This is a genomic window from Methylobacter sp. BBA5.1, from assembly GCF_000746145.1.
GTDB classification, from domain to species: domain Bacteria; phylum Pseudomonadota; class Gammaproteobacteria; order Methylococcales; family Methylomonadaceae; genus Methylobacter; species Methylobacter marinus.
The window spans coordinates 19,616-46,418 of sequence record NZ_JQKS01000008.1 but is presented as its reverse complement, the minus strand read 5'-3'; the positions used below and the strand labels follow the sequence as shown (position 1 = coordinate 46,418).

The window sequence follows — 26,803 nt, the reverse complement described above, 5'->3', positions numbered from 1 at the left end:
AAATTTTCGTGGTGACTAAAAATTAAGATGAGAATCCTGCATATCCTCGATCATTCCATTCCACTGCACAGCGGCTATACGTTCCGCACCAAGGCCATATTGGAGCAGCAACGCAAACTGGGCTGGGAGACATTTCATCTTACCTCCGCCAAGCATCGCGTTGCCATCGCGCCGATCGAAGAGGTGGAGGGCCTCAGGTTTTACCGTTCCGGCCGGCCGGCCGAATGGCTCAAGAAAATGCCGGTCCTTGATCAATGGGCGATAATACGATCCCTGTCGCGAAGGCTTGAGGAAATCATCCCGCAAATCAAGCCCGACCTCCTGCACGTCCATTCGCCCGCCTTGAACGGCCTGGCCGCCCTGAACGCCGCGAAAACACACAAGCTCCCGTTGGTCTACGAATGCCGCGCCTTCTGGGAGGACGCAGCCGTCGACCATGGCACGACCCGCGAGGGCAGCGCCCGCTATCGCCTGACCAAAGCCCTGGAAACCCACGTGTTCAGGCAGGCCGATGCGATCACGACCATTTGCGAAGGCCTGCGTTCGGATATCGCCGGCCGCGGGATTGCCCCGGACAAAATCACCGTCATTCCCAATGCCGTCGACATAGAACGCTTCACCGCAGGCGTGGAGCCGGACCAGATTCTCAGAGCCCGCCTGGGTCTGCATAACAAAACCGTGCTCGGCTTTATCGGCTCATTCTATGCTTACGAAGGCTTGCCGTTATTGCTCGAGGCCTTGCCGATGATATTGGCCAGAGAGCCGGAAACCCGCTTGTTGCTGGTCGGCGGCGGGCCGCAGGAACAGCTGATCAGGCAGAAAACGCGCGACTTGGGGCTGGAGCAACAGGTGATCCTCACGGGCCGCGTGCCGCATGACCAGGTGGAAGACTATTACAATCAGGTCAGTATCTTTGTCTATCCGCGTTTATCGATGCGCCTGACCGATCTGGTGACGCCGCTGAAACCGCTGGAAGCCATGGCGCAGGGCAAGCTGGTCGTCGCTTCCGATGTCGGCGGGCATAAGGAATTGATACAGGACAAGAAAACGGGCTGGCTGTTTAAAGCCGGGGATGCCGCGGCACTGGCGGGGTCCATAATCAATTTGCTGGACAATAAAGAGCAGTGGCAGGATCTTCGCCGGGAGGCGCGGCGGTTTGTCGAGCAGGAGCGGACCTGGGCGAAAAGCGTCGGCCATTATCAGGACGTATTTTCCCGATTAAGCCCGCCATGATGCGCAAAGAGCATACGCTGCATGTCGGACTGGTCGGCCCCATGCCGCCGCCCTATGGCGGCATGGCCAATCAGACGCAGCAGCTGCACCGGCTGCTGTCGCGGGAAGGCCTGCAAGTGAGTCTGGTGCGGACCAACGCGCCTTATGGCGCGAAATGGATCGAAAAGCTCCGGGGCGTCAGGGCGCTGTTTCGCCTGCTGCCCTATCTGGTCAGGTTGTGGCGGCTGGCCGGCCAGGTCGACGTCATGCATGTGCTGGCGAATTCGGGCTGGTCCTGGCAACTGTTCGCGGCGCCGGCCTTATGGATTGGCTGGCTCAGGAGCACGCCGGTCATCATCAATTACCGCGGCGGCGAAGCCCGGCGCTATTTCAACCAGTCCATGCGCTGGGTTCGTCCCTCGATCAGGAAAGCCGCCGCGGTCGTCGTGCCGTCCGGTTACCTGAAGCAGGTGTTTGCGGATTTCGGCATAGAAGCGCGGGTGATCCCCAATATCATCGATTTGCAGCGCTTTGTTGCGGCGGAAAAAGACCGGCGCCTCAATGCCGATAGCCCGAAACTGGTCATAACGCGTAATCTCGAAGCCATCTACGGCATAGCGACGGCCATTGAAGCGCTGGCGCTGCTGCGCCGGACAGTGCCCGGCATCACTTTGACGATCGCCGGCAGCGGCCCTGAAAAAGCCGCGTTGCAGCAGCTGGTGGCAGCGGAAAACCTGGAGCGCAACGTGGTGTTCACGGGCAAGCTGACGCCGGACGAAATCGCCCGGCTATACCGGCAGGCCGACATCATGCTCAATCCCACCACCGTCGACAACATGCCCAATTCCGTGCTCGAAGCCATGGCCTGCGGCGTGGCCGTGGTGACGACCAGCGTCGGCGGCATCCCTTATGTTGTCGAGCATGACAGGACGGCGTTATTTGCCGAGGCCGGCAATGCCGGCTCGATGGCGGAACAGATCCGCCGGCTGCTGAATGAGCCCGGGCTTTATCAGGCGCTGATCGAAAACGGACAGCGGGAAGTCAGGCAATACGCCTGGCCGGAGGTTAAAAACCTGTGGCTGGATTTATACCAATCGTCGAGGAGAAGCGGATGGATTTTTATACGCGGCTGACAGCCAATGTGATTTTTCCCCTGCACGAGCGGCTCAAGCGGCACACGACCGTCGACGTGCACAGGGACATGGAGCGGACGCAGTGGCTGGCGCCGGAACCGCTCCGGGAACTGCGGCTACAGAATTTAAAACGCTTCCTGAGCGACGTCGAGCGGCATGTGCCTTATTACCGGCAGCTGTTTCGCAGACTCGGCTTCGTGCCGGCCGAGCTGGATTCGCTGGCCGATCTGCGCCGGCTGCCCCTGATGGGAAAGCCGGACATCCGCGCCCATACCGAGGCGTTAAAAGCCGACAACGCCGTGGGGCTGTCGCGGTTCAATACCGGCGGCTCCAGCGGCGAGCCGTTGATTTTCCATATCGGCAAACAAAGGGTCAGCCACGATGTCGCGGCAAAGTGGCGGGCCACGCGCTGGTGGGGGGTCGATATCGGCGATCCGGAAATGGTGATCTGGGGCTCGCCGATAGAGCTCGGGGCACAGGACAGGATCAAGCTGATCCGTGACCAGCTGTTGCGCACGCGTTTGTTGCCGGCCTTTGAAATGTCGCCGGCCAAGCTCGACGGTTTTATCCGCGACATCCGCACCCGGCGGCCGCGCATGCTGTTCGGCTATCCGTCGGCGCTGGCGCATATTGCCGACCATGCCGGCAAAACCGGTGAAAAACTCGACGATTTAGGGATTAAAGTGGCTTTCGTGACCTCCGAGCGGCTGTACGACCATCAGCGCGAGAAAATCGAGGCCGCGTTCGGCTGTCCCGTCGCCAACGGTTACGGCGGGCGCGATGCCGGCTTTATTGCCCATCAATGCCCGGCCGGCGGCATGCACATCACGGCCGAGGACATCATCGTGGAAATCATCGACAGGGATGGCCGGGTGTTGCCGAACGGGCAGGCCGGGGAAATCGTGGTCACGCATCTGGCCACGCGCGATTTCCCGTTCATACGCTACCGGACCGGCGATGTCGGCGTGCTGGGCGATGAGCTTTGCCCGTGCGGAAGGGGCTTGCCGTTGTTGCGGGAAATCCAGGGGCGCGCGACCGATTTCGTGATCGCCCAGGATGGCACGGTGCTGCACGGATTGGCGCTGATTTACGTGCTGCGCGATTTGCCGGGGGTTGCCTCTTTCAAGATCATACAGAACAGCCCTGACAGCACGACGGTCCAGATCGTCCGGAACCGGGATTACCGGCCCGATGCCGAAGCGATCATCGTGCGTGAATTCAAAAAACGCCTGGGCGCGGGAGTCAGTGTCGGCATAGAGTACCTCGATGAAATTGCCAGGGAAAAATCCGGCAAGTACCGCTATGTCGTCAGCCATGTCGCGCCATGAGCCTTCACTGGTTATGTGAGACCAGCCACTGCTCCAGCATCATCAGGATCCAGATCATCACGCCGTAATAGGCGGCATGGCCTTGTTGCTGGGCCTTGATAATGGTTTTGATGTAGTCCGGATGGATGATGCCCCGGTTCGCCATGCTGCGCAGGTTCACATCGGCGAATTCCCGAAGTCCCGGATCGGCGCTCATCCAGAGGCCAAACGGCAGGCCGAAGCCATGCTTGCTTTTGCTCAGGGTTTCCGGCGCCAGAAAGCCGGCCATCGATTTCCGGTAAAAAGAGCGCAACTGAAAGCGTTGCATCAGCAAGCCGGAGGGGATGCTGGCGGCGAATTCCACCAGATTGTCCTGCAGCAGCGGATAGTGCACGCCGACGCCGGCCAGGTCGCACATGCGGTTCACCTTGCGCAGGTCGTTATCGGCCAAGGTGATTTTAGCGTCCAGAAACAGCATTTGCTTGACCAGGTCATCGGTGCCGGCGCGGTCGTAAGTCCGCTGCAGACTGGCCAGCGGCGCCGAGGCATCGACCTGGGCCAGAAAATCGGCGGTGAAAATATCGGCGAGCGGTGTCCGGTGCAGGAAGTTATAGGTTTCCATGCGTGCGGGCATGGTGATTCCGGCCTGTTCGATATAGCTTCTGACCTTGCCAAGCAGCGGGGTGATTTGGGCGACCGGTTCGATGAGGCCGCTTTTGAGCGCCAGCGGCACATGGCGGTACAGGTCGAACAGTTTTTGCTTGGCGTAGCGGGTATTGCCGGCGAATATCTCGTCGCCGCCATCGCCGGCCAACAGTTGCCGCATGCCATGCTCGCGGGCGAATCGGGCGCAGTAATAGGCCGGGATCGCCGAGGCATTGCCGAACGGTTCGTCATAGGTCCGCGCGATCAACGGAATCGCCTGGAGCACGTCCGCGGGCGTGACATAGTATTCGTGCAGGTTGACCTTGAAATGCCGGGCCGTGGCGCGGGCGTAGGCCATTTCATCGTAGCCTTCGGCATCGAAACCGATGGCAAACGCGTCGATCGGGTCGGACGATAATGTCTGGTACACGCCGGTCACGGTGCTGCTGTCCAGGCCGCCGCTCAGGAAGGCGCCGGTGTGGCGATCCGGGGCGCAGGCTGAGACGGATCGGGTCAACTGGTCGTGCAATTGCGCGCGCAGGTCCTTTTCCGGATCTTGGCTGTCGGCGTAGCTGATTTGCCAGTAAAAATCGCGCTGGATATGCCCGTCGTTGAATTCGACGAACTCGCCGGGCTGCAGTTTGGAAACGCCGGCATAGATGCTGCCAGGGCTCGGAATCATGTGAAAGTACAAATAATCGAAGATCGCCTGCGGATCGAGGCCGGTTTGAACGCCAGGGTGCGCGATGATGTGATCAAGCTGCGAACCGAATACCAGCAAGTCTTTCCGGGCATAAAAAGCCAGCGGCCGGATACCGAACCGGTCATTCGCCAGCAAGGCGTAATGCCGTCCGGGCTCCGACACATAGCAGGCAAAGGCCCCGCGTATCCTGCCTAGCACCGCACGTCCGTGACGCTGGAAGCCCTCGGCCAGCGCCTGGGCCGGGCCATGGCGTTCGGCAATCCCGGCCAGCGCGCTGTCCTGCCAGCGCGGCGAGCCTTCGATCATTGCCAGTAATGACTCCGATTGGTAAATACATGGCGCCACGGTGGAGCCGTGGCCGGCGATCTCGGTAGCCGGCCGCAGGCAGGAAACCTGCTGGGCGTTTGCGGTTAAACAGGGGTCAGCCGCTCGCTGGGCGTTGATCGCGCGCGCCAAGCCGTTGGTGTTCGTTGTTGACAGCCAGCCGTAAATAGAGCTCATCGTAGGTCCCGCCGTGAATTTTAATGTTGGATTGAACTACAGGTCTGTTTCAGGGCTGCCGAAGGATTCTTCTTAAAAAGGGAAAGAGTCTGGCGTCTTCTTCAGCAACGGGCTCATCGATTTTCAGGGCTTTTCTGAAAATTTTGGAAATTAGCTTGTTCGATGTGGTAAGCCGGCGGCTTTTCACGTGTTTCTGGATCAACGGGCCTATGGATTCATTGCAGAAATGAAAGATCACGGCATTGTGATCGATATTATCCTCAAAGGACTCACGAGGGGACAGCAATTTGGCGATGGCATTGCCGGGGATTTCGTCCAGGGTCCATTTGGGCCATTGAAAATAATCGTAGTCTTTTCCGTATTTGGCCAGCAGCTCATTGCCGATGCCGTTCCATTGAAAATCGCTGCAATTTTCATCCAGGACCTGGTCTTGCGCTTCGATGACATTTTTTAACAATGCGCAGCCGGGACGGGCGATAAAACAGCCGATGCTCTGGCCGATATCCTGGCAGGCATAGTCATAGCAATCGGGAAAATCGAATAACGGCTCGATGCTGTCCAGGGCCGCCATGTCGCAATCGATCCACATGCCGCCATAGGTATAAACCAGCCGGGTTCTGACATAGTCGGCTTTGTGGGCGGCCTTTTTTAGCCGGTGCCATTCGGGGCGCAAATCGGGTATGTATTGATTGATGCTGTCCTGATCCAGTAAGTTGAGCCGCAGATCGCCTTTATGAGTCATGATGCTTTGAATGCACAAATTGATATACTCCGGCCTGGTTTTGCCCATGTTTTCCCAATACATCCAGATATCTTTCATAGTATCCCCTTGGTAAAAAAATCAGTGCCCCTTAACCTGAATATTTCACCACGAAGGACACGAAGTACACGAAGGCTTTTCAATTCAATTACTTGCAAATATTTCATAATGAGCTCATGAAGTTATCTGTGAGAAATGATAATGCCATGATTTTCTTCGTGTTCTTCGTGTTCTCTGTGGTTTCATGAAATATCCGGGTTAACCATTGACAGACTTATTTGGCTTGCTAGTCAGACGTCGGTTTTTATCCCCGCAGCGGATGCCGGGGCTGTTCAGGCATCACCCGGGCGGAGCCGGGCGTATATGCCGGGACGGACGCTTTCCTGCCGATCATTAACACCGGCATTAACAAGAGGCTGCCCGTCAACAACAGCATCAGGCTGATTAACAGCTTGGGTTCGTCCAGAAAATGCGGCCTGCGGATATTCCTGGGTTCAATGCCGGCTTTTTTTAAGCCGTCGGCGATAAACCGTAAAAAACCATTTTTATTCCAATTGATGGTCGTGGCGTACTGGTAGGATTCCTGTTCCCTTTTATAGAAAGCGATCTTGTTCGATGGCCCCCGTAATCGGATTAATTCATCCAGCCTGTCAGGTAAAATCGCCGGGTTGTCCCGTAAGTCCTGCAATCCATAGAATCCGTTGGCCGGGTTCGGGAAAACAAGATCGAAAACAGGATCGGCAACCGCTTTCAGTTGTTTGTCGCGCACCTCAAGGGTGGTGTGAGTCGGCGTTTTATTGTCCGCGTCATATAACATGACCAGTGTGGAATCCACGTCGATCGAGTCGAGCATGGCCATCAGCAAGCGGGATTTATCGGAGCAATCGCCGCCCCGCTCCAGAACCTGGATGGGCGTGGGACCAAGCGACTTGAACAGGAAAAAGTCGTGATTTTTCCTGAAGCCCTGATTTTGATAAACCCAATGATTGATGGCGGCGAATAAATGCGGCGAATGCTCCTTACCAATTTGAGACTGTATGACTGATTTCAGGTATGCCAGATCGTTTTTATAGCTCAGGTAACAAAGCGATGAACCAATGAAGCAAATCAACGATAAGCAAGCGAATGTGTTGAAACATAGGCGTCGAAAATTCATAGTAAACTCTAGGTCCGTTGATAACGCACTGTTTAAGAGAAAATCCTAAAACGTATTGTTCTACATGCCTTTTATTTACAGTTTATTGATAATGACCATAAGCGGCACAGACCGGTTATGGATACTCACGTGCTCTGAGGCACGCCCAGGGGAAACCTGACGGTTTCTTCCTGCTTGCTTGCCAATTCCTCCAGGGCAAATTTTTTAACCAGCACGGTGATAAAGATCAGATGGTAGAGAAAATCGAAATAAGCGAGCCCTAAAAAAGCGCCGCCGACCATAAAACAGAGCAAGGATGCGCGTATCATGTAGCAGTAATTCGCTACCCATTCCATGCCTTCGACATGGCGCGTTTTGCGCGGCAGCAAGGTCAAGGTTATTAAAGTGCCCAGGATGAGCGCCAGCCAAAGGCCGAAAGCGATAAAGCCATGTTCGGAGAACATCTCGACATAGGAACTGTGCCAGTCGCGTTCGGTGAGATAGATCCAGCCATCGAATCCAGTGCCGGTAAAAGGATGGTCGAGCGTATGGTTCCAGCCATCCTTCCAGACAATGATTCTACCCATTGCCGAGGCATCCTGATTATAGGTTTCAAGGGTTTGCATGCGGCTGAACCACTCTTCAGGCAAATAATCCTTAACGAAAAAAGCCCCGATCATCATCATGGGAACCACAAGGTACTTGCGCCGGCTATGCCAGATCAATATGAAGCCCAGGGCGACCAGGGACAGCAGGGCGCCGCGCGACCAGGAACTCAACGAAGCGGTATAGATGAAGGGAATTGCCATGTAGATTCCCAGTTTAATCCAGCGGTTCGCCGTTTCTCTGCGCCAGATCAACAACAGCGGCACTGTCATCAGTACGGCCAGGGCAAATAAATTATTCTCTTCGAACTGAGTGGAGGGCGGACCGTAAACGCGATAGGAAAAACGGGTCAAAATAGCGAAGATGCCGCCTTTGACCGCAACCAGGGCAATGGAAGCGCCGATAGTCACGATTAGGTAATACAACTTTTGGCGCGTATTGATAAGAATCAGGGTAAAAATGAACGGCAGGTAGATTTTCGTGATAACCCAGAATCGACTCCAGGCAATATCGGGCAAGTAGGCCTGCCAGGAGCTGATAATGTAATAAAACCAGAGCATCAGGAATACGGGAATACGCCAGTCCCTGGGAAGGGGTTGCTTATCCTTGGTCAGAAAGGCGCTGACCGAGACCACCAAAAAAAGCACATAATAAACCGGCAGGCTTCTGACAAATCCCCAGGCATAAGCATGAGGATTTAAATAGCTGAAAATGGCAAGCGATAAAACGCCCCACCATGGCTTTTTCAGGGCGGCGACAATACAGCCGGTTAAGAATATGAGTACGACGATATCACGCATAATCGTTATAGGGTTTTAAATGTTACGGAGCATCGGATTCATAAAATGCCATCATCTAATAAAGTCATTCGTTATAGCTTTCTGGTCTGAAGCAGGCCGAAAATTTCCCCTAAAGTAGAGGCGCACCGCATCAGATAAAACCGGGTTCTGTTGAGGGATAAGGAAAAAACAGTCCCGATCATATGATTGAATAATTGGCGCCATAAATATAAGGGCACGGCGCGGCGCATCGGGTTACAGGTCAGGGTGAAAGAGCGGTTGCGCTGGAAGCAGTTGGCCATTAAATAATTCAGCCGCAGGCGTTTTTTATCAACATAATGGTATTGAACGATATCGGGGATATAGTAGAAGGTTTCGCCTTGTCTTAACGCCCTGAGAAAGAAATCGGTGTCCTCGCTGCCTACCAGGTTGTGCCCCGTAGGCCCCAGCTTTTCGGAAAACAGTCCCACCCGCTTAAACACGTCTCTATGGATGACGACCCAGCCGCCGCCCGGCAGCGGCGCATGGGATTTTTCCGTTAATCGCAAGGGCTGCTGACCCAGATCGAAATACGGAATGGGCAAGGGGTATATTTTGTATTTGCTGGTGTCATGTATCCAATCGGGTTCATCGCCCTGCCAGTCGGGAAAGATAGGACCGCAAAACAGCGCGGTATCAGGAAAGTTATTTATAGCCTTGGCGATAGCGGCAAAATAGTTCAGGTCAACCCGGTGGTCGTCATCGATAAAACACAGATAACCTTCCCGCACCTGGTTTACGGCACGGTTTAATGCATAGGATTTCCCTGCTTTCGGCTCTTCGGCAAAAGACAGCGGTAATAAATTGTATTCCGGTTGCAGCTCCCGGTACTGCTGAAGTTTGCTTACGGTTTCGTCCGTGCAGGCGTTTGCAATCACCAGAATATTGATTTCGCAATGATCCGGTTTATGGGCCGCGTTAAGCGAATCAATTGCCGAGGCAAGCAGTTGAAAACGATTATGTGTACAGATAATGACGGTCAGTTTCATTATTGCGCCAATCCTGGTCAGTCCTCGAGGGTTAATGACTCTAGTTAATGAGCTAAGCCGGCATGAGGTGTTGAAAAAGACAGGCCGGCTTATTGCCCGGGTTCTGGCTCTATTTTTTCGCCTGCAGTTTTTTCAAGCGCTTGTTCAATGCTCTCGAATGGGGCTTGATTTTCAGGGCTTGATTGACCACTTTCAGGGCCTCGTCGTTTTGTCCCCGCTCATAATAGATATCGGCTAATCGGGTATAAGCGGGTACAAATTTCGGATTCAGTTGAATCGCTTTATTGAGATACATCACTGCATGGGTAACGTTTTTCAATTCGAGGAAAATATCAGCCTTAGTCTTGAAGATATGGGGCAAGAGACGGAAATTGGGGTGTGAACTGTGCTCGACATAATCTATTTCACTCATGGCCGCGTTTAATTGTTCGGCAATATCCACTCTTTTGGTATAGCGATGCGCGTCGTTAAAGGTAAGTAGCGCCGCGCAGTAGTGATGGACATGAATAAAGTCTCCACCCAGTCTTCTTTGCCAACTTTTATAAGTCGGATGTTTATCGGAGTATGATCTTGCCTTGCAAAAAGGCGGAAGCATGCTCCAGTCTTTGTCGCTCTTGGGCCAGATGGTAATGGCCATGCCTGGTTTAGAAAGTGTGATCGATGCTGCTATGATTAGGATAAAAAATATTTTAGTCATAATAGCCACTTGTCAGGATTTGAGAGGTTGATTTTTCCAGCAAAGAAACTTGCCCCAGATGCTGCCTAACGCATGCGAGGCATTCATCGCCTGCCGCAGAGATCCAGATTGCTCCTTGACGGCCATGTCGACAGCCAGCAGAAAATGCCGCATGAACTGAAGAATCATAAAAGGCGGAACGCCCAGGATGCTTCGATTGAAATCGGGTATTTCATGCAGGCCTGCTTTTTTGCCGCTGAGATAATGCAGCTTCAAAAAATACGAGCGTCTGATTTTTTCCGCCGGGATCAGATGCAGAATTTCCATGTCCGGTTCGTATACCAGGCTGAAGCCGCGCATCAGGCACATGTCGAGCATCCTGGCGTCCTCGCCGCCGCCGATGCCTTTTCCCCTGCGGTTATAGCGCGTATCAAAGCGTAATCCTTGCCGGAATACGCGCGTGTTATAGGCAATGTTGCCGCTCCAGATGGGGGTGGCGGCATCGGTGATCCGAAATGCCCGGTCGCTGTGGTCGACTTCGCCATAGAATGGCAACAAATCATCGCTGAGCCAAGCGGGGCGATGGGGCAGGGCAATGGATATTTTGCCGCCGACGCAATCGATGTCTTGATCGCCCAATTGTTTTAACGCCGATTTCAGCCAGTTTGGCGCCGGCATCTCGTCCGAATCGATAAAGGCCAGATAGCGGCTGGACAGGCTTTCCTCGATCGCCCGGTTGCGGGCAAACGCGATGCCTTGCTCAGGCTCGTTGACATAACGGATCGGTATGCCGTTGGCTGGGGAGAAGCCAAGCACCAGCGCCTGGGTATGATCGGTGCTGTTGTTATCGACGATCAGGATTTCAAACGGCATGGGGCAGTCCTGAGCGATCAGCTTTTCGAGCAGATTCGGCAGATAGTGCGAGGCATTGTAACTGCATATCGCGACGGTAATCTGGTCTTTGACGGCGGCCGGAGCATTCATTGGCTGAATTTTTGCAGCAGGGTTTGATGAAGGGGCAATGGCAACAGCGACGGCAGCATGTATTTCCAGTCCCGTATCGAACCATAGCCGTGGCGCATGACTTTCCTGAAAATGATGCGGGCCGAGCGGATGTCGCGTTTCCAGTAACATTCAAAACCGCGGCGCAGCAGCTCGCCATGCATCAAGCGCCTGATCCTTCGGGCGCCCAGCTTATCGGCGGCCAGGGGGTGCCGGTCGAGGAAAACCCGTTGCGCGTTCCAGTGGTTGAGGGCGGCTCTTTCCTTGTTGCGCGTGGCTTGCAGGCCGTCATGGAAGTGATAGAAAGCCAGCACTTCCGGCACCCGCTGGATAGGGTAGCGGGTGCCGATTTTCAGCCATAACAGAAAATCCTCCGACGTGACCAGGCTTTCATCGAACAGGCCGGCCTCGAAAATCAAGGCTTTTTTGCTTAGGCAGGCATGAATGGGCCAGCAGCAATTTTCGAACAATAACGCCAGCTTGTCGGCTGTTTCATAGTCGGGCGGCACGTAGGGTTCGCCCTGTCCGCCGGGCAGTCCGACATTCTGCCAGCCGCAATAGGCCAGCGCCGCCGACGGAGCCGCGCATAAGCCCTGATACAGCTTCTCGAGACATTCGGCATGCCAGGTGTCGTCGGCGTCCAGAAACGCGATCAGCTCGCCTTTCGCCGCCTTGATGCCCTGATTGCGCGCCCTGCAGACGCCCGCGTTGGCTTGATCCATAACACGAAGCCGGGGATCGCCAATGCTTTGGAGCAGGCTCCAACTGCCATCCGTGGAGCCGTCATTGACAACGATCAATTCCAGATTGGCGTAAGACTGGCGAAACACGCTCGCGAGACTGGCGGCCAGATGCTTTTCCGCGTTGAAGCAGGGCATAACGACGGAAATCAGTGGTCTGGCGGCCATCATGACACTCCCAGGCGCGCCTTGAGGCGATCGGCAACGTAGGACTTCATTTTGGGCCAGCTCACATCATTATCGGCAAAGGCCAGCTTGCGGGCGAAAACCGACAAGGAATCGCCGGCCATGACAGCAACGCGCCGGATTTCCAGCAGGTTGTCATTGACCACGCCGAAACCGGAGCGCGTGGCGAAGGCAGTCTGATAACCGGCGGATTTTGTCGCGGATAAAATCCGCCGGTCATACAAGCCATAGGGATAAGCAAAACTGGTGACGGGCTCATTCAACAGTTGGGACAGATAGTCTTTCGAGCGGTTTAATTCCTCATCGATTTGCTTGGCAGCCAGTTCGGGAAGCCGGCAGTGAGTATGCGTGTGCGAGCCTATTTCCATGCCGGACGCATGCATTTCCGCCAGTTGCGAGGCAGTGAGTAACTGACAGGAGGGAGCGTCGTCGTCAATCCAGGAAGGCATCTGCCCCAAGTCTTTGGTGACCACAAACCAGGTGGCGGTCATGCGGCGTCTGGCCAGTTCCTCAAAGGCGGGAAAGTTATCGGCGTAACCGTCGTCAAAAGTTAGCAGAACCGTTTTGGCGGGCAGTTTCCCGTTACCGGCTGCCAGCTGCCAGGCGCTGACCGTTGTCCAGCCGTTGTCCTGCAATACATCGAGTTGCTCGCAAAAGCTTTGAAAAGACAAGGCCCACTGCCAGTCCGGCCGGGTCTTGCCCGGCGTGATCGAATGGTACATCAGCGATATGATGCCGTTTCGCCCGGCGCCGCTTAATAGCTTTGTTGACAAGGGATCAATATACATAACAGGTCACTTTGCCGTATATCAAATCGTAAGGAATGCACCCATATCGAATGGGGCCGTTTTTTACTAAAAAAACAAGCAGGCAACTTAAAGCCGTATCCGGCCCGTCGCCTTAAAGGCATCGGTGTCGTACAAAAGCAATTGACCAGTTGACCCTGGGACTGGCCAAGCGTTCAAATTATTTCATGCCGGCTGCCCGCTCAGTCGTCTAACGAGTTTTAAAGGGTTGTAAGCTATACCATATCAACAGCTTGAACCGCTGCTTTATCGATTGTTGTTCAAATTCCAGTAATTTATGGTGAGCGGTGTTGATTTCGCCCAGCAGTCCTCTGAGCATTTCCAGCTCGTGTCCGGAAATGGGCGGCGGTCCTAACTGTCTGGCGGTTTCGGCGATCATGAGAAACTGCTGGGCATATTCAAGGCTGGAGAATTTGGTTAACACTGATTTTTTTCCCATGGCGCCGAGTTTCGCGGAAAAAACGGGGTCATTCAATAAGCGAACGACGGCATCCGCCGCGGCATTTTCATCGGCCGGAGGAACCAGCAGTCCGTCATGCTCATGCATGATGCACTCCCGCAGCCCCTGGCACGCCATGGCTACGACCGGTTTTTCCAGGGCCATGGCCTCCAGCGCGGCAAGCCCCTGGCCTTCGAATACAGCGGTTGATAGAAAAATATCGCTTTGCGCGATCAGACCGGGCACATCACTTCTAGGCCCCAGTACGAATAACCGGTCCGCCAGATTTAATCGTTCAATTTCAAGTTCGAGCTGCTTTACCGCATCGGACTCTTCCTTGGGGCCGACGATAATGAAAAAAGTATCGGGGCGATGCCGGCAAACACGATGAGCAACACGTGCAAAACCGGCAAAGTCTTTTTGCGCGGAAATCCGGCCTATGCCCATGACCAGCGTCGCCTTGTCCGGCAGTCCCAGGTCCGAGCGAATATCCGTTGAGGAAAGCCGCGCAAGGGATCTGATACCGTCTACATCTATGCCGTTGTATAAAGTGGTAATGCGGGCATTGGGCAGGTTTTCCAGCAGCGAGCGATTGACATCGTCCGAAACGCCGATAAGCAGCGTGCTTAATTGCTCAAGCAGTCCGGCGTAGCCGCAGGAACCGATTGAGGCGGCATATCGCTTGAGATCGAAATCGAAAGGGCTGTGGATATGCCAGATAGCCGGCACTTTGCATCGGGCGGCGGCTAATCCGGCATGCAGCAAATGTCCGGTATTGATATGAACGACATCAGGCGCTTCTTGCCTGATGAGTTTCAGTAATTCATCGCTTTGGCTGAAGGACTCGGCAAAAAACCTGAATCCGGCCCGCCAGGCTTCGCTGGAACAACAGGAAAACGGGATTATCCGGTACGGAATCCGGTTTTCCGCAAGAAAGTCCGAGACATCGCCCGTTTCAGGAATAACGGCAATAGGATCGCCGCCGATTTTTTTTAGGGTGGATAATAAAGTACAAGTGGTTTTATCGACACCGTTTTTTAAATCGCTGTGATGAAAAATATGCAGTGTTTTCATAGGCCAAACCGGTTTGCTCATGTTCACGGTGGGCAAATGGCCTGAACGACAGCCATTCGTGAGTCATTATGCGCCATATCCTGACGATGTTCGGGACTTGCAAGGCGAGATGGCGGATAAGGGCGCTGTCGGAAATAACGGTCGAACGGGAATGACGCAGAGGAACCGTCTGTTCCATGCTTCCGGCGATACACAGGCATGAGCCCTCGAGCGCAGGCCGCTGTTTCCGATTCCAGGCAATAAAGTGAGGCGTCGCTGTTTAAAGGAAGAAAAAGGAAGGGCAATGAAACCAGTTCGCACGGTATTTCTCCTCGTCAGATCAATATTCTTAAAGAGTGAAACGGCTAACTTGTTGAAGCGGCTTGATTATTTGAGCCGGAATTGATGCGTGAGCCTGATTATCACAGAATAGGCCGAGCAAAGCAATGGTTCTCCGCTTCGCCCTGCTCTGGCCAGCGCGTCGTTTATCTCTGGTCCATAGCGCTCAATCAGCTGCCTGAATAAGGCAAAACGAATGGGTGAAGGCACTTTGTTCACGAAAAAATCCCGGAAATCCGTTCTGTTTTTCCAATGAGGGTAAAAAGCGCCGGCGCGCGCGATGGCATCCAGCTTTCTCGCAATCACTTCGGCCCCGGATGCATTCAGCTTTTCCCAAACGGCTTTATCCGGAAGCGTGCCTAGCGCCGAATCGAAATACCAGATGAGCATATGCTGTTTGAAACGATGCGTCACACGGTTTTTCAGGGAGAGGCAGGGTATGTATTGCCGATAGCGGCCATCGGCCAGGACCAGCTCATTGCGATGCGCGAGTCCCATGGCCAGGGCGGTTGAAAATGCGCTGCCGCATTCGCTTGCCGGAAGCTGTAGTTTTTCAAGCAGGCTGCGCTGATGGCAGAATCCGCTTAAAATAATCCGATTTTGGCCTAACAGTGTCTCTTGCGTCCATTTCGGATGCGGCGCAGGGTCCTTATAAGGCAGGCCGTGTTCATCCAGCGCCTCCAGATAATATCTGTTCGACGGGACGTAAACCAGGGGGAATCCCAGCTGCAGTTTTTTCAGGGCGTTCAGGGCACTGACAGCATCAAAGCGGCAGTTGGGTTCCAGATAGGCGATATAACCGCCCGATGCGGCTTTTAAAGCGGCTTCCCAGGGCGAGGTTCTGAGGATCGCTTTTGTTGATATCAGGATTACGCCGCGAGGCGCTGGAATATTATCGTCCACGGCGCCCGGTTCGGTCGGAAAAACCACGATTTCAGCGCCGGGGATGCATTCATGGATATTGGCGATGCGCTCAAGCAGATCGCTGTCGGCCGTTGAATAGGGGAGCAATACGCTGAGTTGATTGGATCGGGCTTTGGCCGGCTTGAAATCCGCGGGCGGCGAATCGTCGGCGGAGGCTAATCCGTATCGGGCTTCAAGCTGATGGGCGAACCAGGGCAGGCCGCTGTTTCGCAGTTCCGCCGCCAATGCGTCGGCAGCCGGTAACCGGCCCTCGAACCACTCCAGAATCCGATATTCAAGCGCTGAAAAATAAGCCTCCGGCTGGGGTGTCGATTTGAGTGCCTGAAGCAAATACGAACGGTCTTCACCCGGCAAGGTCTGCCGCAGTTTTTCGTCAAACCAGGTGCCTTCGGGAAAGCTCATCAGCAGATTGCGGGCCGATTGCAAGGCCAGGTCCGGATCAGTGTGCGATAGCCGCGTAAAACCTTCAGTACGTGTTTTTACCACAAATTCGGTTTGACGCCTGGCCTTGCCATGAGTAATCCCGTCAGGGTTCAGCCGCCACTTGAAAAGGGCAACAGGCAGGTTTGAGAATTTGCCGCCCTGCATTTGCATGCGCATAAACAAATCATAATCGACGCAAAGACGGCCTGCCTCCTCACTGTATCCGCCGACCGCCTCCATCGAGCTGCGCCGGATCATGGTAGTCGGATGATGCAAGGCATAGTAACCATACATTAGCGCCTGAATCATGGCGGGTTTGGTTGCATGGGTGTCAATGCCCGCTTCGTCCCCGTTAGGCTTGATCATTAACCATTGGCTGCCTACCGCATCGATTTCGGCATGCGTGTCGAGAAAATCCTTTTGCAGGGCGAATCGCCCGGGCAGTGATATATCGTCCGCATCCATAACGGCAATGTATCGTCCCCGGCTGTTTTTTAACGCCAGATTCCGGGCCGCGCCGACTCCGCTGTTGGCCTGCCTGAATAATTTAATTCGGGGGTCTTGCTGGGCGAACTTGTCCAGAATTTCCAGACTGCCGTCGGTGCTGCCATCATCAACGACAATCAATTCAAAATTCTGAAAAGACTGGGACAAAACACTATTAATGGACTCAACCAGGAACGGTTCCGCGTTAAAAACCGCAAGGTTGACGCTGATATCAGGTGCGGAAACGGTCGGCATAAAAATCAATTCGTCTTGTGAGTTAACCGCGCTTTTAATTTGGGCGGACAATCACCATAAGTTCCTGAGAAATAATGAAATAAACCATAGAGCAATGCGAGATAATAGGGTTGGTAAAACCGGTTAAAGAATTGTCTGTGCCATGTGTTAATTCCCCAATAGATAGTTTTTAAGCTGATTTCCCCGGTTTCTTTAGATATGGATAGAAGGGGAAAGAATTCTTTAATAAATTTTGTTAGAACATAATAATATTCTTTCATTGACAAATGGCGCTTGGCCCACAAAAGCTGATTTCTGGTTATAAAATACTTCCAAAGAGGGGATTGGCCTCCAAATGAAGATGAAATTTTGTGCCAAATTTTAGCGTCAGGAACAGAGTAAATTTTGTACCCATTTTTTCTTGCTCTCCGGCACCAATCATTTTCTTCACAATTTAAAAAAAATAGAGGGTCCATGCCCCCAATTCTATTAATCAACTCTTTGTGGACAAATAGCGCGCATCCCAAAACAAATTCCACTTCATAAGGTTTGGTGTCAGGCAAGCTTGATTCACGGAGTCCAAGACAAACAAAATTTTGCCGGTGATTTTTAAAATCCCAATTAGCGCCCGCCGCCCAAATTACATCAGGCTGGTCATAATAATAAATGGTTGCGCCTAATATACCTGCATCAGGTAAGGAAGCATAAGCATCATTAAAAGCTTGCAAAAAGTTGGGATCAACTATCGTATCGTTATTCAAAATGACGACCGCACCCGCACCATGATCCAAGGCATATAGCATGGCTCGGTTATTGCCTTCCGCAAAACCCAGATTAGCGCCATTTTCTAAAATATGGATATCAGGATAGGCTTTCCGTATAACGCCGACAGAATCGTCGGTCGAGCCGTTATCGGCGACAATGACATCGAAAGAAGGATAAGTGACAGCCTGGAGAGAAGCCAGGCATTCCAGTGTATCTTCCTTGCCGTTCCAGTTTAAAACGATAATTGAAATATGAGGCTGTGATTTTTTTTTCATGGTTTTGTTGTCCTGTTGACATATTTATTTCAACCAGAGCAGAAATTAAGCCTGGACAGAATTATTTCGAGTAATCTCGAATAGGTAAAAGCACTAACATTTAATATATGTTTCTATCACTGACAGGCGCCGCTGTAATGTTCAGTCTAAAGAGACTGTGAAAGAATTAGTGAAAACATTATAAAAACCTTATTCATCACGAAGATGAAAATTAAGTTAATCCATGGCTTAAACTTCGTGCTTTTAATTGCAGTTCCAGGCGCAATTTCATCGCCTCCACCCTGTAAGGCGTTCGCGTCCTCGGCAATAGCTTCTGCGTTGCTGATTTCAGTCCAGTTCCATTAACTTGTTTACCATGTGATCAACTCGATTGTTCCAATTTTCGGCTTTTACGGCTTCAATTCTCATAGCGCTTTTTTCCAGGTTATCTGTTTCAAATGTCATATCAATATTGCGGACAAATGTATCGTAAGATTCTGACAGCATGACAAGATCTCCCCATCTTTCAGTGCCGGCAACCCTGGTTGAAACGATAGGCCTTCCAGAGGCCAAATATTGAAACAGCTTTAACGGACTCATGGAGCGGCTGTATTCATTATCCTTGTGTGGTATCAGGCAAATATCCAGATTTCGAAGGAAAGAAGGTGCTTGTATATGAGGAACAGGGCCGATATATTTTACATTCGGCAGCTCAGTGATGCCTGAAGGTTCAACTATTCCCTCGTCAGGTCCCGCGATAAGCAACAAACAATTCGGTCTCATAAGAGCGACGTGTCGTATTAGTTCGATATCGGTGCGTTGAGAAATAAACCCTAAATAACCCAGCCTGGGTTGGGTGTTGTTTTTTTTAAATGGAAAATCAGAGGGAGTGGATATAAACCTTTCACTGACTCCATTTTCAATAAACAAACAATTATTATTAAGTTTGGAGAATATCGAATAGTTAACAGCCGAGGAGGTAATAACCAAATTGGCCGATTGGCTCAATTCGTCATATTGCAATTTGGAGAACGCTATCTTATAGCTTGCATCTGTTCTAAAACTGTTATTGTCAACTATCTGGGTTACCAGTGTTTTATGGGGAATATTATTTATTAATTCGGGAATAAATTGGTGCGGTGGATAGATCCATAGCACAGTATTATCCTTACTGTATCCCTTGAAATAGAGGTATAAACGTATCAACGTGAGCGGTGGATATCTTTTATTGAACCATGTCCTTAAACGGTAGCCGATACCGCTTTTGTTAATGGACTGCCAAAATGGCGTAATAACCATCAGGTTTTTGGTATGTCTGTGAATTGCCGCCATGAATTGTTGGTCATGGGCTTTGACAGGCGGAAGCACGCAGGTAACCAGGCCCGTATTGGGATGTTTGGAAAGCGCTAATGCAATTTCTTCGTAAGCTCTTCCATATTTGCCCCAGTCATTCATAAACCAGAACAGAACAATATTTTTTTTTGCTGTCATTTTTTTGCCCAAAGTTAATTTGCTTTTATGCGGATAACTACAAAAAACCAACTTTTCAGGCTTCCTTGTCAATATCAGGCAAATATGCCTCTTACTAACACCTACAGGTTGAAAAAAATGTCATACTTATGCAGCATGCTTATGCCACGTGATAATTATTTCGACAATGGGGGCCACCACTTTTGCCCAATTATATTGTTCCGCCAAACACCTGGCTGCCTGGTTTCTTACCTCCGCTGGAATCGATAGGTATTCTCGAATATTTTCTGCGAGTACCGATGCGTTTTCCGGAGGCACCAAAACGCCCGCCTCAGCTTTTTTCCCTAGAACTTCCTGAAAATAAGGCAAGTCAGAGGCGATAACACCTTTTGACAGCGTCAACGCGGCAAGAAGCGCGCCACTGCCGGTAATTTTGCGGTAGGGCAGCAGCAGTGCGTCGCTTATCGAAACATAATCCGCGAACTCTTGTTCGGACAGGAAACGCGGTAATAAAACGGCATGGGGTAGTTTATTGATTTGATGCAGCAAGGCATCAATATTAAAACTGGAATGCGGCAATCCGGCGCAAAGAAACTGCACTTCGCCGTTTAATGCAGCGATTGCCTCGCAGGCTATGTCCAACCCCTTGTAATTGCGCAGCATGCCCAGGCAACTGACGATGGGCAGGTCATGACGCAGGCCTGTCTCTTCTAAAACAGTCTTTCTTGGTCGAGGTGCAGGATAAACGCCGTCGTAATTACCATGGGGCATGATCACCGACCGCGCCTTGAGCCGATAACGAGCCTTAAACTCGTTTTTTGAAATCTCGCTATGGAAGATAATGAGATCGGCCGCCTTGGACAAACAGTGATAGCCGAGCCGGTCTATTACATCATGGCCTTCATGGTTTTCGACATTATGGAGCGTCCAGATAATACGTATCTTTGATTGCCGGACAATTGCCAGGAATTTTCGAAAATATAATAAACCTTTGATCTTGTCGCCTAAGGATAAAAATTTTTGATACCAGGACAGATTTTGTATTTGATCTGTATATTTAATAAGCCGCCAGGCACCGGGCACTTTGTTTCGCAGGAATAGGCGAATGCGATTTGGTTTTGTGGGCTTGAAGCTTCTCCACAAGACTTCCGGCCAGTGTAAATGGATACCGTCAAGATGATTGCCGTTTTCCCGCAGCCAGTCAATATCCATTTTTAACTCGTCAGCCAATTCGATTCCATGGTGTGCTAAAGCACCATAGAAAAGATCGACGTATGGGTTGTAAGGATCGTTCCAACCAGGCAGGCTCGCAATTTTTATCGTGTCAGTCATGGCTTAACCGGAAAGAGTCAATTTTTCGGATTGTTTGCCGAGGGAGCGGACTTGATCAGGACAATTACCGAATCTGCCCATATAGTAATCACGAAGCCCCAGTAAGATGGCGCAGTTTGTTGGAACAGCCATATTTCGTTTGATGGTTTTTAGCCAACTGGAAAAAGACCACAGTAAATTTTTGGGAAGCGGTAGCTTTGAAGATGACAGGTAAAAACGGGGCAGTAATATATGCCGCAAGGTTTGCATGCTTTTTTTATGGATATTGATCCGGGTTGCAAGAGGCAGGTGTTTTCTGGCCCATAGCAATTTATTTCGCGTCAAGAAGTAGCTATAAAGAGGTGACTCCCTACCGCCAAAAGAGGCCGCGACCTTATGCCAGAGTTTTGCTTCAGGGATGACAAAGCATCGATGCTGCATTTTTCTGGCACGATAACACCAGTCGGTTTCCTCATAGGTAAGAAAAAAATTCTCGTCCAGCAGGCCGACCTCATTGAATGTTGAGGCGCTGGAAAAAAGAGCGCAGCCGGTGATGTAATCGACTTCCAATCTATGGGCATAGTCGGCCCCGTCCAGTTGATTTTGCCCTATGTGTTCAAATGCATGTAATCGGTGGTTCCAGCGTCCGCCGGCGAACCAGAGCGTGTCGGGCCTGTGAAAAAAATAAATTTTGGCGCCCAATATGGAGCCGATAGGCAAATAATTCGCGGCTTGCACGAAAACATTGATTAAATCGGGATGGACGATAGTGTCATTATTCAGTATCAATATATAATCGGCGCCATGTTCAAGCGCCCAGCTTATGCCTCTGTTGTTGCCGCCCGCATAGCCGAAGTTCGCGCCGGCCTGCAGAAACGTTACTTCGGGATATCGCTGTGGTATGGCATGCATCGAGCCATCGGTTGAGCCATTATCGATCACCACTATCTTGAAATTCGCATAGTCAACCCGTACAACGGAGTCCAGGCATTCCAAGGTATCATCACAACCGTTCCAGTTGAGGATAACAACTATTACATTCGGCAAGTTGCTCATTTTCATACCTTTCCAAAAGTCTTGGTTGTATTAGGTTATGTTATGTTTGCCTGCGTCGCTTCAATTAGAGCGCACCCTATGCGCGATGTGTATATGTCCATCCCAAAAAAGGTTAGCAGCACGTTCTCGTCCCGCTCTGCCATACTGAGCCGCCAGTTCCGGATTCTGGAGGAGCTTATCCATGGTCAAGGTCATGGCCTCAGTTGCGTTAATGTCTACAAGCAAGCCTGTTTTGCCATCCAATACACTTTCCGATATGCCGCCACAACGCGTCGCGACCACCGGTATACCGGCAGCCATGGCTTCGATAACCGCATTGGGAAAGGCTTCGCTCCTTGATGAAACAGCCAGCAAATTCATAGCCGGTATAATCCGGGCGATGTCATCGCGTTCTCCCAGAAAACGAACAGCGGAGCCGATGCCAAGCGCCATTGCCATTTGCTCAAGATACTCACGCTCTGGGCCTTCACCGATTATCAGGAAAATAGCTTTAGATTTCATTAAGGCCGCTGCTTTCAAAAATATCGGCTGATTCTTTACCTTTCGTAACCCGCCGATTATGGCAACCACTGGCGTATTGGCGTTAAAGCCTAACTCGTCGGAAAGCTGTTTCTTGGCCTGGTCGCTTTTCCATAAGTTAAGGATATTCCTGCCTAAGCAACGTCTCTGAAACTCCGACTATTCGATTCGATAAATGGGAAATAGTTCGTTCTATCGTTGTTCGTGTCAGCAGCGGCAAAGTCAGGTCCGTATTGCCGATGAGATTTTCGTGAATGTGCCATATATGCGCACGGTGTGTGGCATAAGCGGCCAACGCGCCATCAATTTGAGTCACCTTGTTGCTGTGAACAACAGGAATCCTTTCCCGTTCAATGATGCCCGCTAGGAGACTGTCGGATTTAGAAATCAACAAAAATATAAAACATTGCTTAGTCCGGGTTTATTGATGTGCCACGGGGGCGTATTCATCATTCTCCATGGGTCGCGATAGTCCGGAATGAAGGGTAGTCGGCATTGGATGGCGCATATCGAGCCGATGACCAAGTTGGAATAAGGGGGCACGGTGGCCAGGACCACGTATATGTCTCTTTCACGGATCAGGCTTTGCGCCCGGGCGATCGCGGGGCGTATCCACTGTATGAAACCATCCGGGACGGTTATGTCATCCCAGGAAATGGCGGTGAGCGGCGCCAGTGCCGGCAGACGGGCCACATGAATGCAGGAACTTACCGTTTTGCTTTGGACATCCTGTTCTTCAGGCATGGATGGCTCCGTGGTGAGTAGGGCGACATCTCAGCTCCATCGCGTCAGGAACTTCATGAACTTGTTAATGCGCTGGGTGCCATAAGCTTCTCGGTAGGGCGGGGAAAAATAACTGACGACAAGAATGCTACGCTTCGGCGCCGTTGTCCGTGACTGACACTTGCGTCCAGCAAAGCGGAGGGGAACAAGCCGCTGAAGCACGAAAAGCTGTTCCGATACATCCCTGGCCATACGAGCCATGCCCTGATATAACGCCTGGAGGCGGCGGTAGTATCGTCGAAACGCATCCCTGATTTTCTCTTGTATTTTCCAGTACGATGATTTGATTAGCATGGAGTTTTTACTGCATTCCGGTGTGTACCCCGGTTACCGAACCAGTACGGCCATCCCGTGGCCGGCCAGGCTCAATTCGAGCCGGAATCCAGGGATTTCGCTTTCCCAGCGGCGAGCAATTTCTTGCTCTTCCTTACGGATCGCGTCATCAAGGACCACCGTGCAATGCTCGCTGAGATAGGGGGCGAGGATGGGCAGTGCGGGATAACGCGAGTGTTTCTGTAGCATGCCCGGAGGACCGTCTATGACCAGAAAGTCTATTTTTTTTCCCTGTAAATTCTCAGTCAGGCCCTGATACCAGAGCATATCCAGTGAGTCAAACCGCCCTAGCGGGCATTCCAGCCAGGTCACGCGATCGGCCAGCCCATTAAAACGCGCGTATTTCCGTGAGATTTCTAAATACTTAGCCTCATGATCGACGGCTATATGAGTATAATCGTGGATATCCATAATTTGCAGGGCGCGCGCAATAATGACTGTGGAAGTGCCGGAGCCGAGTTCCACTATGGTTTTCGGGCGCGACTCGACTAAGTGCTGAATCAGGAATTTACCCAGGAACGTATCGATACTCCAGCCCCCCAGAAACACGGGCATTTGCAAGTCCAGTTGGGTCAAGTAAACAGCGTTTTGCGTCTCCTGGGAGGTAACGTTCAGGGACGCCAGCACTTGCTTGAGTTGTTGCCTTGCCTGGCTTAGATCCCCTCGTGCTGCTTGCATTTGACTGTGCGCGGTGCTGAGTTGTTCGTGCATGTTCCATAAGGTTTGCCTCAACTTTAACGCCAGCAGTGCAATACCGGCCAGAACGAGACTAAACCCAATTATAAGTATTGTGGAAACTACGGTATTGTTCATGCTTTTCCCTAGTGGCGAAATTCCAGGTTACGGGCAGATAGGTCAGTGTGCCTTCCGGTAACTGTGGAAGATGTTCAGGTTTGACGTCGATGGAAAGGGTAATTAAATTGGTGCCCCCGCCCAAGGGGCGGCGCGACCAGTCATAAACTCCGATACCCAGGCCATAAGGGCCGGGCGAAAGCGAGATGCCGGGGATGGTTACTTCAATGATATTCTCGCCAGCGGCAAGATCGACGGGATCAGCCTGCATGAGAGAGCTGGCCTTGGCGACAAAGATCATTTCGGCGTTGTGCAGGCCGATATTGATCTCGGCATTTTTGATGGCATGGCGGCAATAGAGCTTGATGCGGAAATTGAGATCGGAAAACAAGGGAACGCTCTTGACGCCATTGATTTCCTGGCAGGAGGCCAATTCGATCTCGCGCACTTCAACTTCCTCGGGGCCCTTGCGGGATTTGGTTTGGGCTTGTTGCTGAAGCTGAGATTGACTTTTAGCGGTGCTTTCATCGAAAAACAGTTTGGACACCTGTCCCGGCGTGCCATCCAGTTCCACCTGACCCTGCCGGAGCAATATCATCCTGGAGCACATGCGCTCCAGTTGCCTGACATTGTGCCCGACAATCAAAACAGTTCGGCCTTCATTCTTGATGAGCGTTTCCATCCGGTTTATGCACTTGCGCTGGAAGGCAATGTCGCCCACCGCCAGAACCTCGTCCACAATCAGGATGTCGGCTTCGATGCTGGTGGCAATGGAAAATCCGAGTTTAACGGCCATCCCCGAGCTATAACGTTTAACCGGGGTGTCGATAAACTGTTCCAGCTCGGAAAAGGCAATAATCTCGTCCAGTTTCTGCTGAATGACTTTTTTAGGCATGCCGAGTATGGAGCCGTTGAGAAAAATATTTTCCCGTCCCGTCAGTTCCGGATTGACGCCGGCTCCCACCTCGATTAACGGGGCAACGCTGCCGCGTACGATGACGTTGCCTTTGGTGGGCTTGGAGATGTTCGCCAGGTGTTTAAGCAACGTGCTCTTGCCGGCGCCGTTATGGCCGATGATGCCGACCACTTCGCCTTCCTCGACATGGAAGGTGACATCGTCCAGTGCTTTGAATTTTTCCCGTTCATGGATAGGTCTCCGGCTCAGCCGCCTTAAGACGTTAAGCGCATTTTCCTTCAGACTGGTGATATGACCGAGCTGATATTCTTTGGTTAGGTGATTGACTTCTATAATAGGCATGATGTTTTTCAAGTCTCGTTATGTTCAGCCAGTTGAGTATCAAATATTCAATGTTTATGACAGCACCTAATTCGAGTGGAGCGGCACTCCGCGCATTTCCTAGTTCCTGAGTTACGCCTTTCTTTGTCAAATCTGATGACGCTTGGTTCCCAAGTTAGATTCATTTTGGCCGTCGTTGATGAAAGGCCGGTATTTTTTGAAGATTTTTGTAGATACGGTACGGTTTGATTTTCTACGAGGATAGCCCGTCCAACACCGTATATCGCTGTAAACAGGGCTATTTTACACATAATCACCGGTTTCAGGTCCAGTCAGGCGTTCATATGATATCCGCAAACCAGTTTTCGGCACGCTTAAAATAAAGGTAACTGAGCGGCAGGATAAGCATTGTCAGGATTAATCCGGGCAGGAGTGAATCAAAGTCCGGCGGCAGTCCTTTCAGCAGCACCCGCTGGCAGCTGTCGATAATACCCGCCAGGGGATTGAGCGTGTATAGCGTATAAAGTCTTTCCGACCATTCGCCCGCGGCCTGTTCCTCGAGTAGTTTTTTCTGTACCAGGCTCAGCGGGTATATGACCGGCGAGCCGTACATTAGCAGGGACAGGGCGACCGGCAGGGCTTGGGACATATCGCGGTAATAGACATTGATGGCGGCCCCGAAGAAACTGATGGTGAGCGCGACGACCATGGTGTAGAGGACAATGACCGGCGTCCACAATGCATGGATCGTCGGCATCACCTGGTAGTACATCATCATGCCGGCGAGTATGAAAAAGCTGATGGTCAGTTCCACCAGTTTGGTGACCATGGCTGTCAGCGGAAATACCTCGCGTGGAAAGTATATTTTTTTGATCAATGCGGCATTGGAGGTGACGCTGTTTACCCCTTCCGAGGCTGATTCCTGAAAGAATACCCAGGGCAGCAGGGCGGCAAAAGTGAGTATGGGGTAGGGTATGTCACCGGTCTCTATGCCGACAAAACTTCTGACCAGGGTGAAAATCAGCATCAGCATGACCGGTTTCAGCACCGCCCATAAAATGCCCAGATAGGCCTGCTTATAGCGGATCGCTATATTTTTCCAGGCCAGGGCGGTAATGAGTTCCCGGTATTGGTAGAGGTTTCTGGCGATCGTAATCATAGGTATG

24 protein-coding genes are annotated in these 26,803 nt (G+C 51.8%); 3 read left to right on the top strand and 21 right to left on the bottom strand.

Annotated elements, in window-relative coordinates:
* Window positions 1-27: 27 nt before the first annotated feature.
* From EK22_RS07030 to EK22_RS07020, 3 genes are read left to right on the top strand one after another with little or no spacing between them, the layout of a single operon-like run.
* Window positions 28-1,233 carry a TIGR04063 family PEP-CTERM/XrtA system glycosyltransferase gene (locus tag EK22_RS07030; RefSeq protein ID WP_036249349.1) on the top strand — a complete coding sequence of 402 codons (1,206 nt, stop codon included), beginning with the start codon at window positions 28-30 and terminating at the stop codon, window positions 1,231-1,233.
* Entirely contained in the window at window positions 1,230-2,345 is a 1,116-nt protein-coding gene (locus tag EK22_RS07025; protein WP_036249347.1) for a glycosyltransferase family 4 protein, read from the top strand. Before EK22_RS07030 ends, EK22_RS07025 begins: the two co-directional genes overlap by 4 nt.
* Window positions 2,324-3,673, top strand: a complete 1,350-nt coding sequence (locus EK22_RS07020) for a phenylacetate--CoA ligase family protein (RefSeq protein WP_036249344.1) — start codon at window positions 2,324-2,326, stop codon at window positions 3,671-3,673. The genes EK22_RS07025 and EK22_RS07020 overlap by 22 nt, the downstream gene beginning before the upstream one ends.
* A 4-nt stretch (window positions 3,674-3,677) precedes the next feature.
* Here EK22_RS07020 and EK22_RS07015 read toward each other — a convergent pair whose 3' ends face one another.
* From EK22_RS07015 to EK22_RS06910, 21 genes are all read right to left on the bottom strand, one after another.
* Window positions 3,678-5,501: an asparagine synthetase B family protein gene (locus EK22_RS07015; protein ID WP_036249342.1), complete on the bottom strand. Its 1,824-nt coding sequence runs from the start codon at window positions 5,499-5,501 to the stop codon at window positions 3,678-3,680.
* A gap of 49 nt (window positions 5,502-5,550) precedes the next feature.
* Window positions 5,551-6,321, bottom strand: a complete 771-nt coding sequence (locus EK22_RS07010; protein WP_036249338.1) for a capsular polysaccharide synthesis protein — start codon at window positions 6,319-6,321, stop codon at window positions 5,551-5,553.
* Window positions 6,322-6,565: 244 nt separating this feature from the next.
* Complete coding sequence (locus EK22_RS07005) at window positions 6,566-7,417, bottom strand: transglutaminase-like domain-containing protein (RefSeq protein ID WP_152565020.1); 852 nt, start codon at window positions 7,415-7,417, stop codon at window positions 6,566-6,568.
* Between the two features lie 125 nt (window positions 7,418-7,542).
* Window positions 7,543-8,802, bottom strand: a complete 1,260-nt coding sequence (locus tag EK22_RS07000) for a putative O-glycosylation ligase, exosortase A system-associated (protein ID WP_020160643.1) — start codon at window positions 8,800-8,802, stop codon at window positions 7,543-7,545.
* Window positions 8,803-8,873: 71 nt separating this feature from the next.
* Window positions 8,874-9,809 carry a glycosyltransferase family 2 protein gene (locus EK22_RS06995; protein WP_036249334.1) on the bottom strand — a complete coding sequence of 312 codons (936 nt, stop codon included), beginning with the start codon at window positions 9,807-9,809 and terminating at the stop codon, window positions 8,874-8,876.
* Between the two features lie 109 nt (window positions 9,810-9,918).
* Window positions 9,919-10,506, bottom strand: coding sequence for a tetratricopeptide repeat protein (locus tag EK22_RS06990; RefSeq protein ID WP_081917788.1), 588 nt, complete (start codon window positions 10,504-10,506; stop codon window positions 9,919-9,921).
* A 12-nt stretch (window positions 10,507-10,518) separates the two neighbouring features.
* Window positions 10,519-11,469 (bottom strand): glycosyltransferase, encoded by a 951-nt coding sequence (locus EK22_RS06985; RefSeq protein WP_036249331.1) that lies wholly within the window; start codon window positions 11,467-11,469, stop codon window positions 10,519-10,521.
* Complete coding sequence (locus EK22_RS06980) at window positions 11,466-12,398, bottom strand: glycosyltransferase family 2 protein (RefSeq protein ID WP_036249328.1); 933 nt, start codon at window positions 12,396-12,398, stop codon at window positions 11,466-11,468. The genes EK22_RS06985 and EK22_RS06980 overlap by 4 nt, the downstream gene beginning before the upstream one ends.
* Entirely contained in the window at window positions 12,395-13,201 is an 807-nt protein-coding gene (locus EK22_RS06975) for a polysaccharide deacetylase family protein (RefSeq protein ID WP_036249325.1), read from the bottom strand. Before EK22_RS06975 ends, EK22_RS06980 begins: the two co-directional genes overlap by 4 nt.
* Window positions 13,202-13,409: 208 nt before the next feature.
* The gene (locus EK22_RS06970) at window positions 13,410-14,732 is read right to left on the bottom strand and encodes a glycosyltransferase (RefSeq protein WP_161786395.1); all 1,323 of its coding nucleotides are present in this window, start codon (window positions 14,730-14,732) and stop codon (window positions 13,410-13,412) included.
* 366 nt (window positions 14,733-15,098) lie between these two features.
* Window positions 15,099-17,138: a glycosyltransferase family 2 protein gene (locus tag EK22_RS23055; protein ID WP_152565019.1), complete on the bottom strand. Its 2,040-nt coding sequence runs from the start codon at window positions 17,136-17,138 to the stop codon at window positions 15,099-15,101.
* A gap of 5 nt (window positions 17,139-17,143) precedes the next feature.
* Window positions 17,144-18,157 carry a glycosyltransferase family 2 protein gene (locus EK22_RS06955; protein ID WP_051961739.1) on the bottom strand — a complete coding sequence of 338 codons (1,014 nt, stop codon included), beginning with the start codon at window positions 18,155-18,157 and terminating at the stop codon, window positions 17,144-17,146.
* 327 nt (window positions 18,158-18,484) lie between these two features.
* On the bottom strand, window positions 18,485-19,627 hold the full coding sequence (locus EK22_RS06950; RefSeq protein WP_036249318.1) for a glycosyltransferase: 1,143 nt from the start codon (window positions 19,625-19,627) through the stop codon (window positions 18,485-18,487).
* A gap of 126 nt (window positions 19,628-19,753) precedes the next feature.
* On the bottom strand, window positions 19,754-20,938 hold the full coding sequence (locus EK22_RS06945; RefSeq protein ID WP_036249316.1) for a glycosyltransferase: 1,185 nt from the start codon (window positions 20,936-20,938) through the stop codon (window positions 19,754-19,756).
* Window positions 20,939-20,941: 3 nt separating this feature from the next.
* Window positions 20,942-21,973 carry a glycosyltransferase family 2 protein gene (locus tag EK22_RS06940; RefSeq protein WP_161786389.1) on the bottom strand — a complete coding sequence of 344 codons (1,032 nt, stop codon included), beginning with the start codon at window positions 21,971-21,973 and terminating at the stop codon, window positions 20,942-20,944.
* A 60-nt stretch (window positions 21,974-22,033) separates the two neighbouring features.
* Window positions 22,034-22,618, bottom strand: a complete 585-nt coding sequence (locus tag EK22_RS06935) for a glycosyltransferase (protein ID WP_081917787.1) — start codon at window positions 22,616-22,618, stop codon at window positions 22,034-22,036.
* A gap of 261 nt (window positions 22,619-22,879) precedes the next feature.
* On the bottom strand, window positions 22,880-23,236 hold the full coding sequence (locus EK22_RS06930) for a hypothetical protein (RefSeq protein ID WP_036249314.1): 357 nt from the start codon (window positions 23,234-23,236) through the stop codon (window positions 22,880-22,882).
* 30 nt (window positions 23,237-23,266) lie between these two features.
* A complete protein-coding gene (locus EK22_RS06925; protein WP_036249311.1) occupies window positions 23,267-23,569 on the bottom strand; it encodes a hypothetical protein in 303 nt (100 codons plus the stop codon).
* Between the two features lie 33 nt (window positions 23,570-23,602).
* Window positions 23,603-24,421, bottom strand: coding sequence for an O-methyltransferase (locus EK22_RS06920; RefSeq protein WP_036298609.1), 819 nt, complete (start codon window positions 24,419-24,421; stop codon window positions 23,603-23,605).
* Window positions 24,378-25,658: an ABC transporter ATP-binding protein gene (locus EK22_RS06915; protein ID WP_036249495.1), complete on the bottom strand. Its 1,281-nt coding sequence runs from the start codon at window positions 25,656-25,658 to the stop codon at window positions 24,378-24,380. The genes EK22_RS06920 and EK22_RS06915 overlap by 44 nt, the downstream gene beginning before the upstream one ends.
* Before the next feature lie 319 nt (window positions 25,659-25,977).
* Window positions 25,978-26,796 carry an ABC transporter permease gene (locus EK22_RS06910; protein ID WP_020160658.1) on the bottom strand — a complete coding sequence of 273 codons (819 nt, stop codon included), beginning with the start codon at window positions 26,794-26,796 and terminating at the stop codon, window positions 25,978-25,980.
* Window positions 26,797-26,803 lie beyond the last annotated feature (7 nt).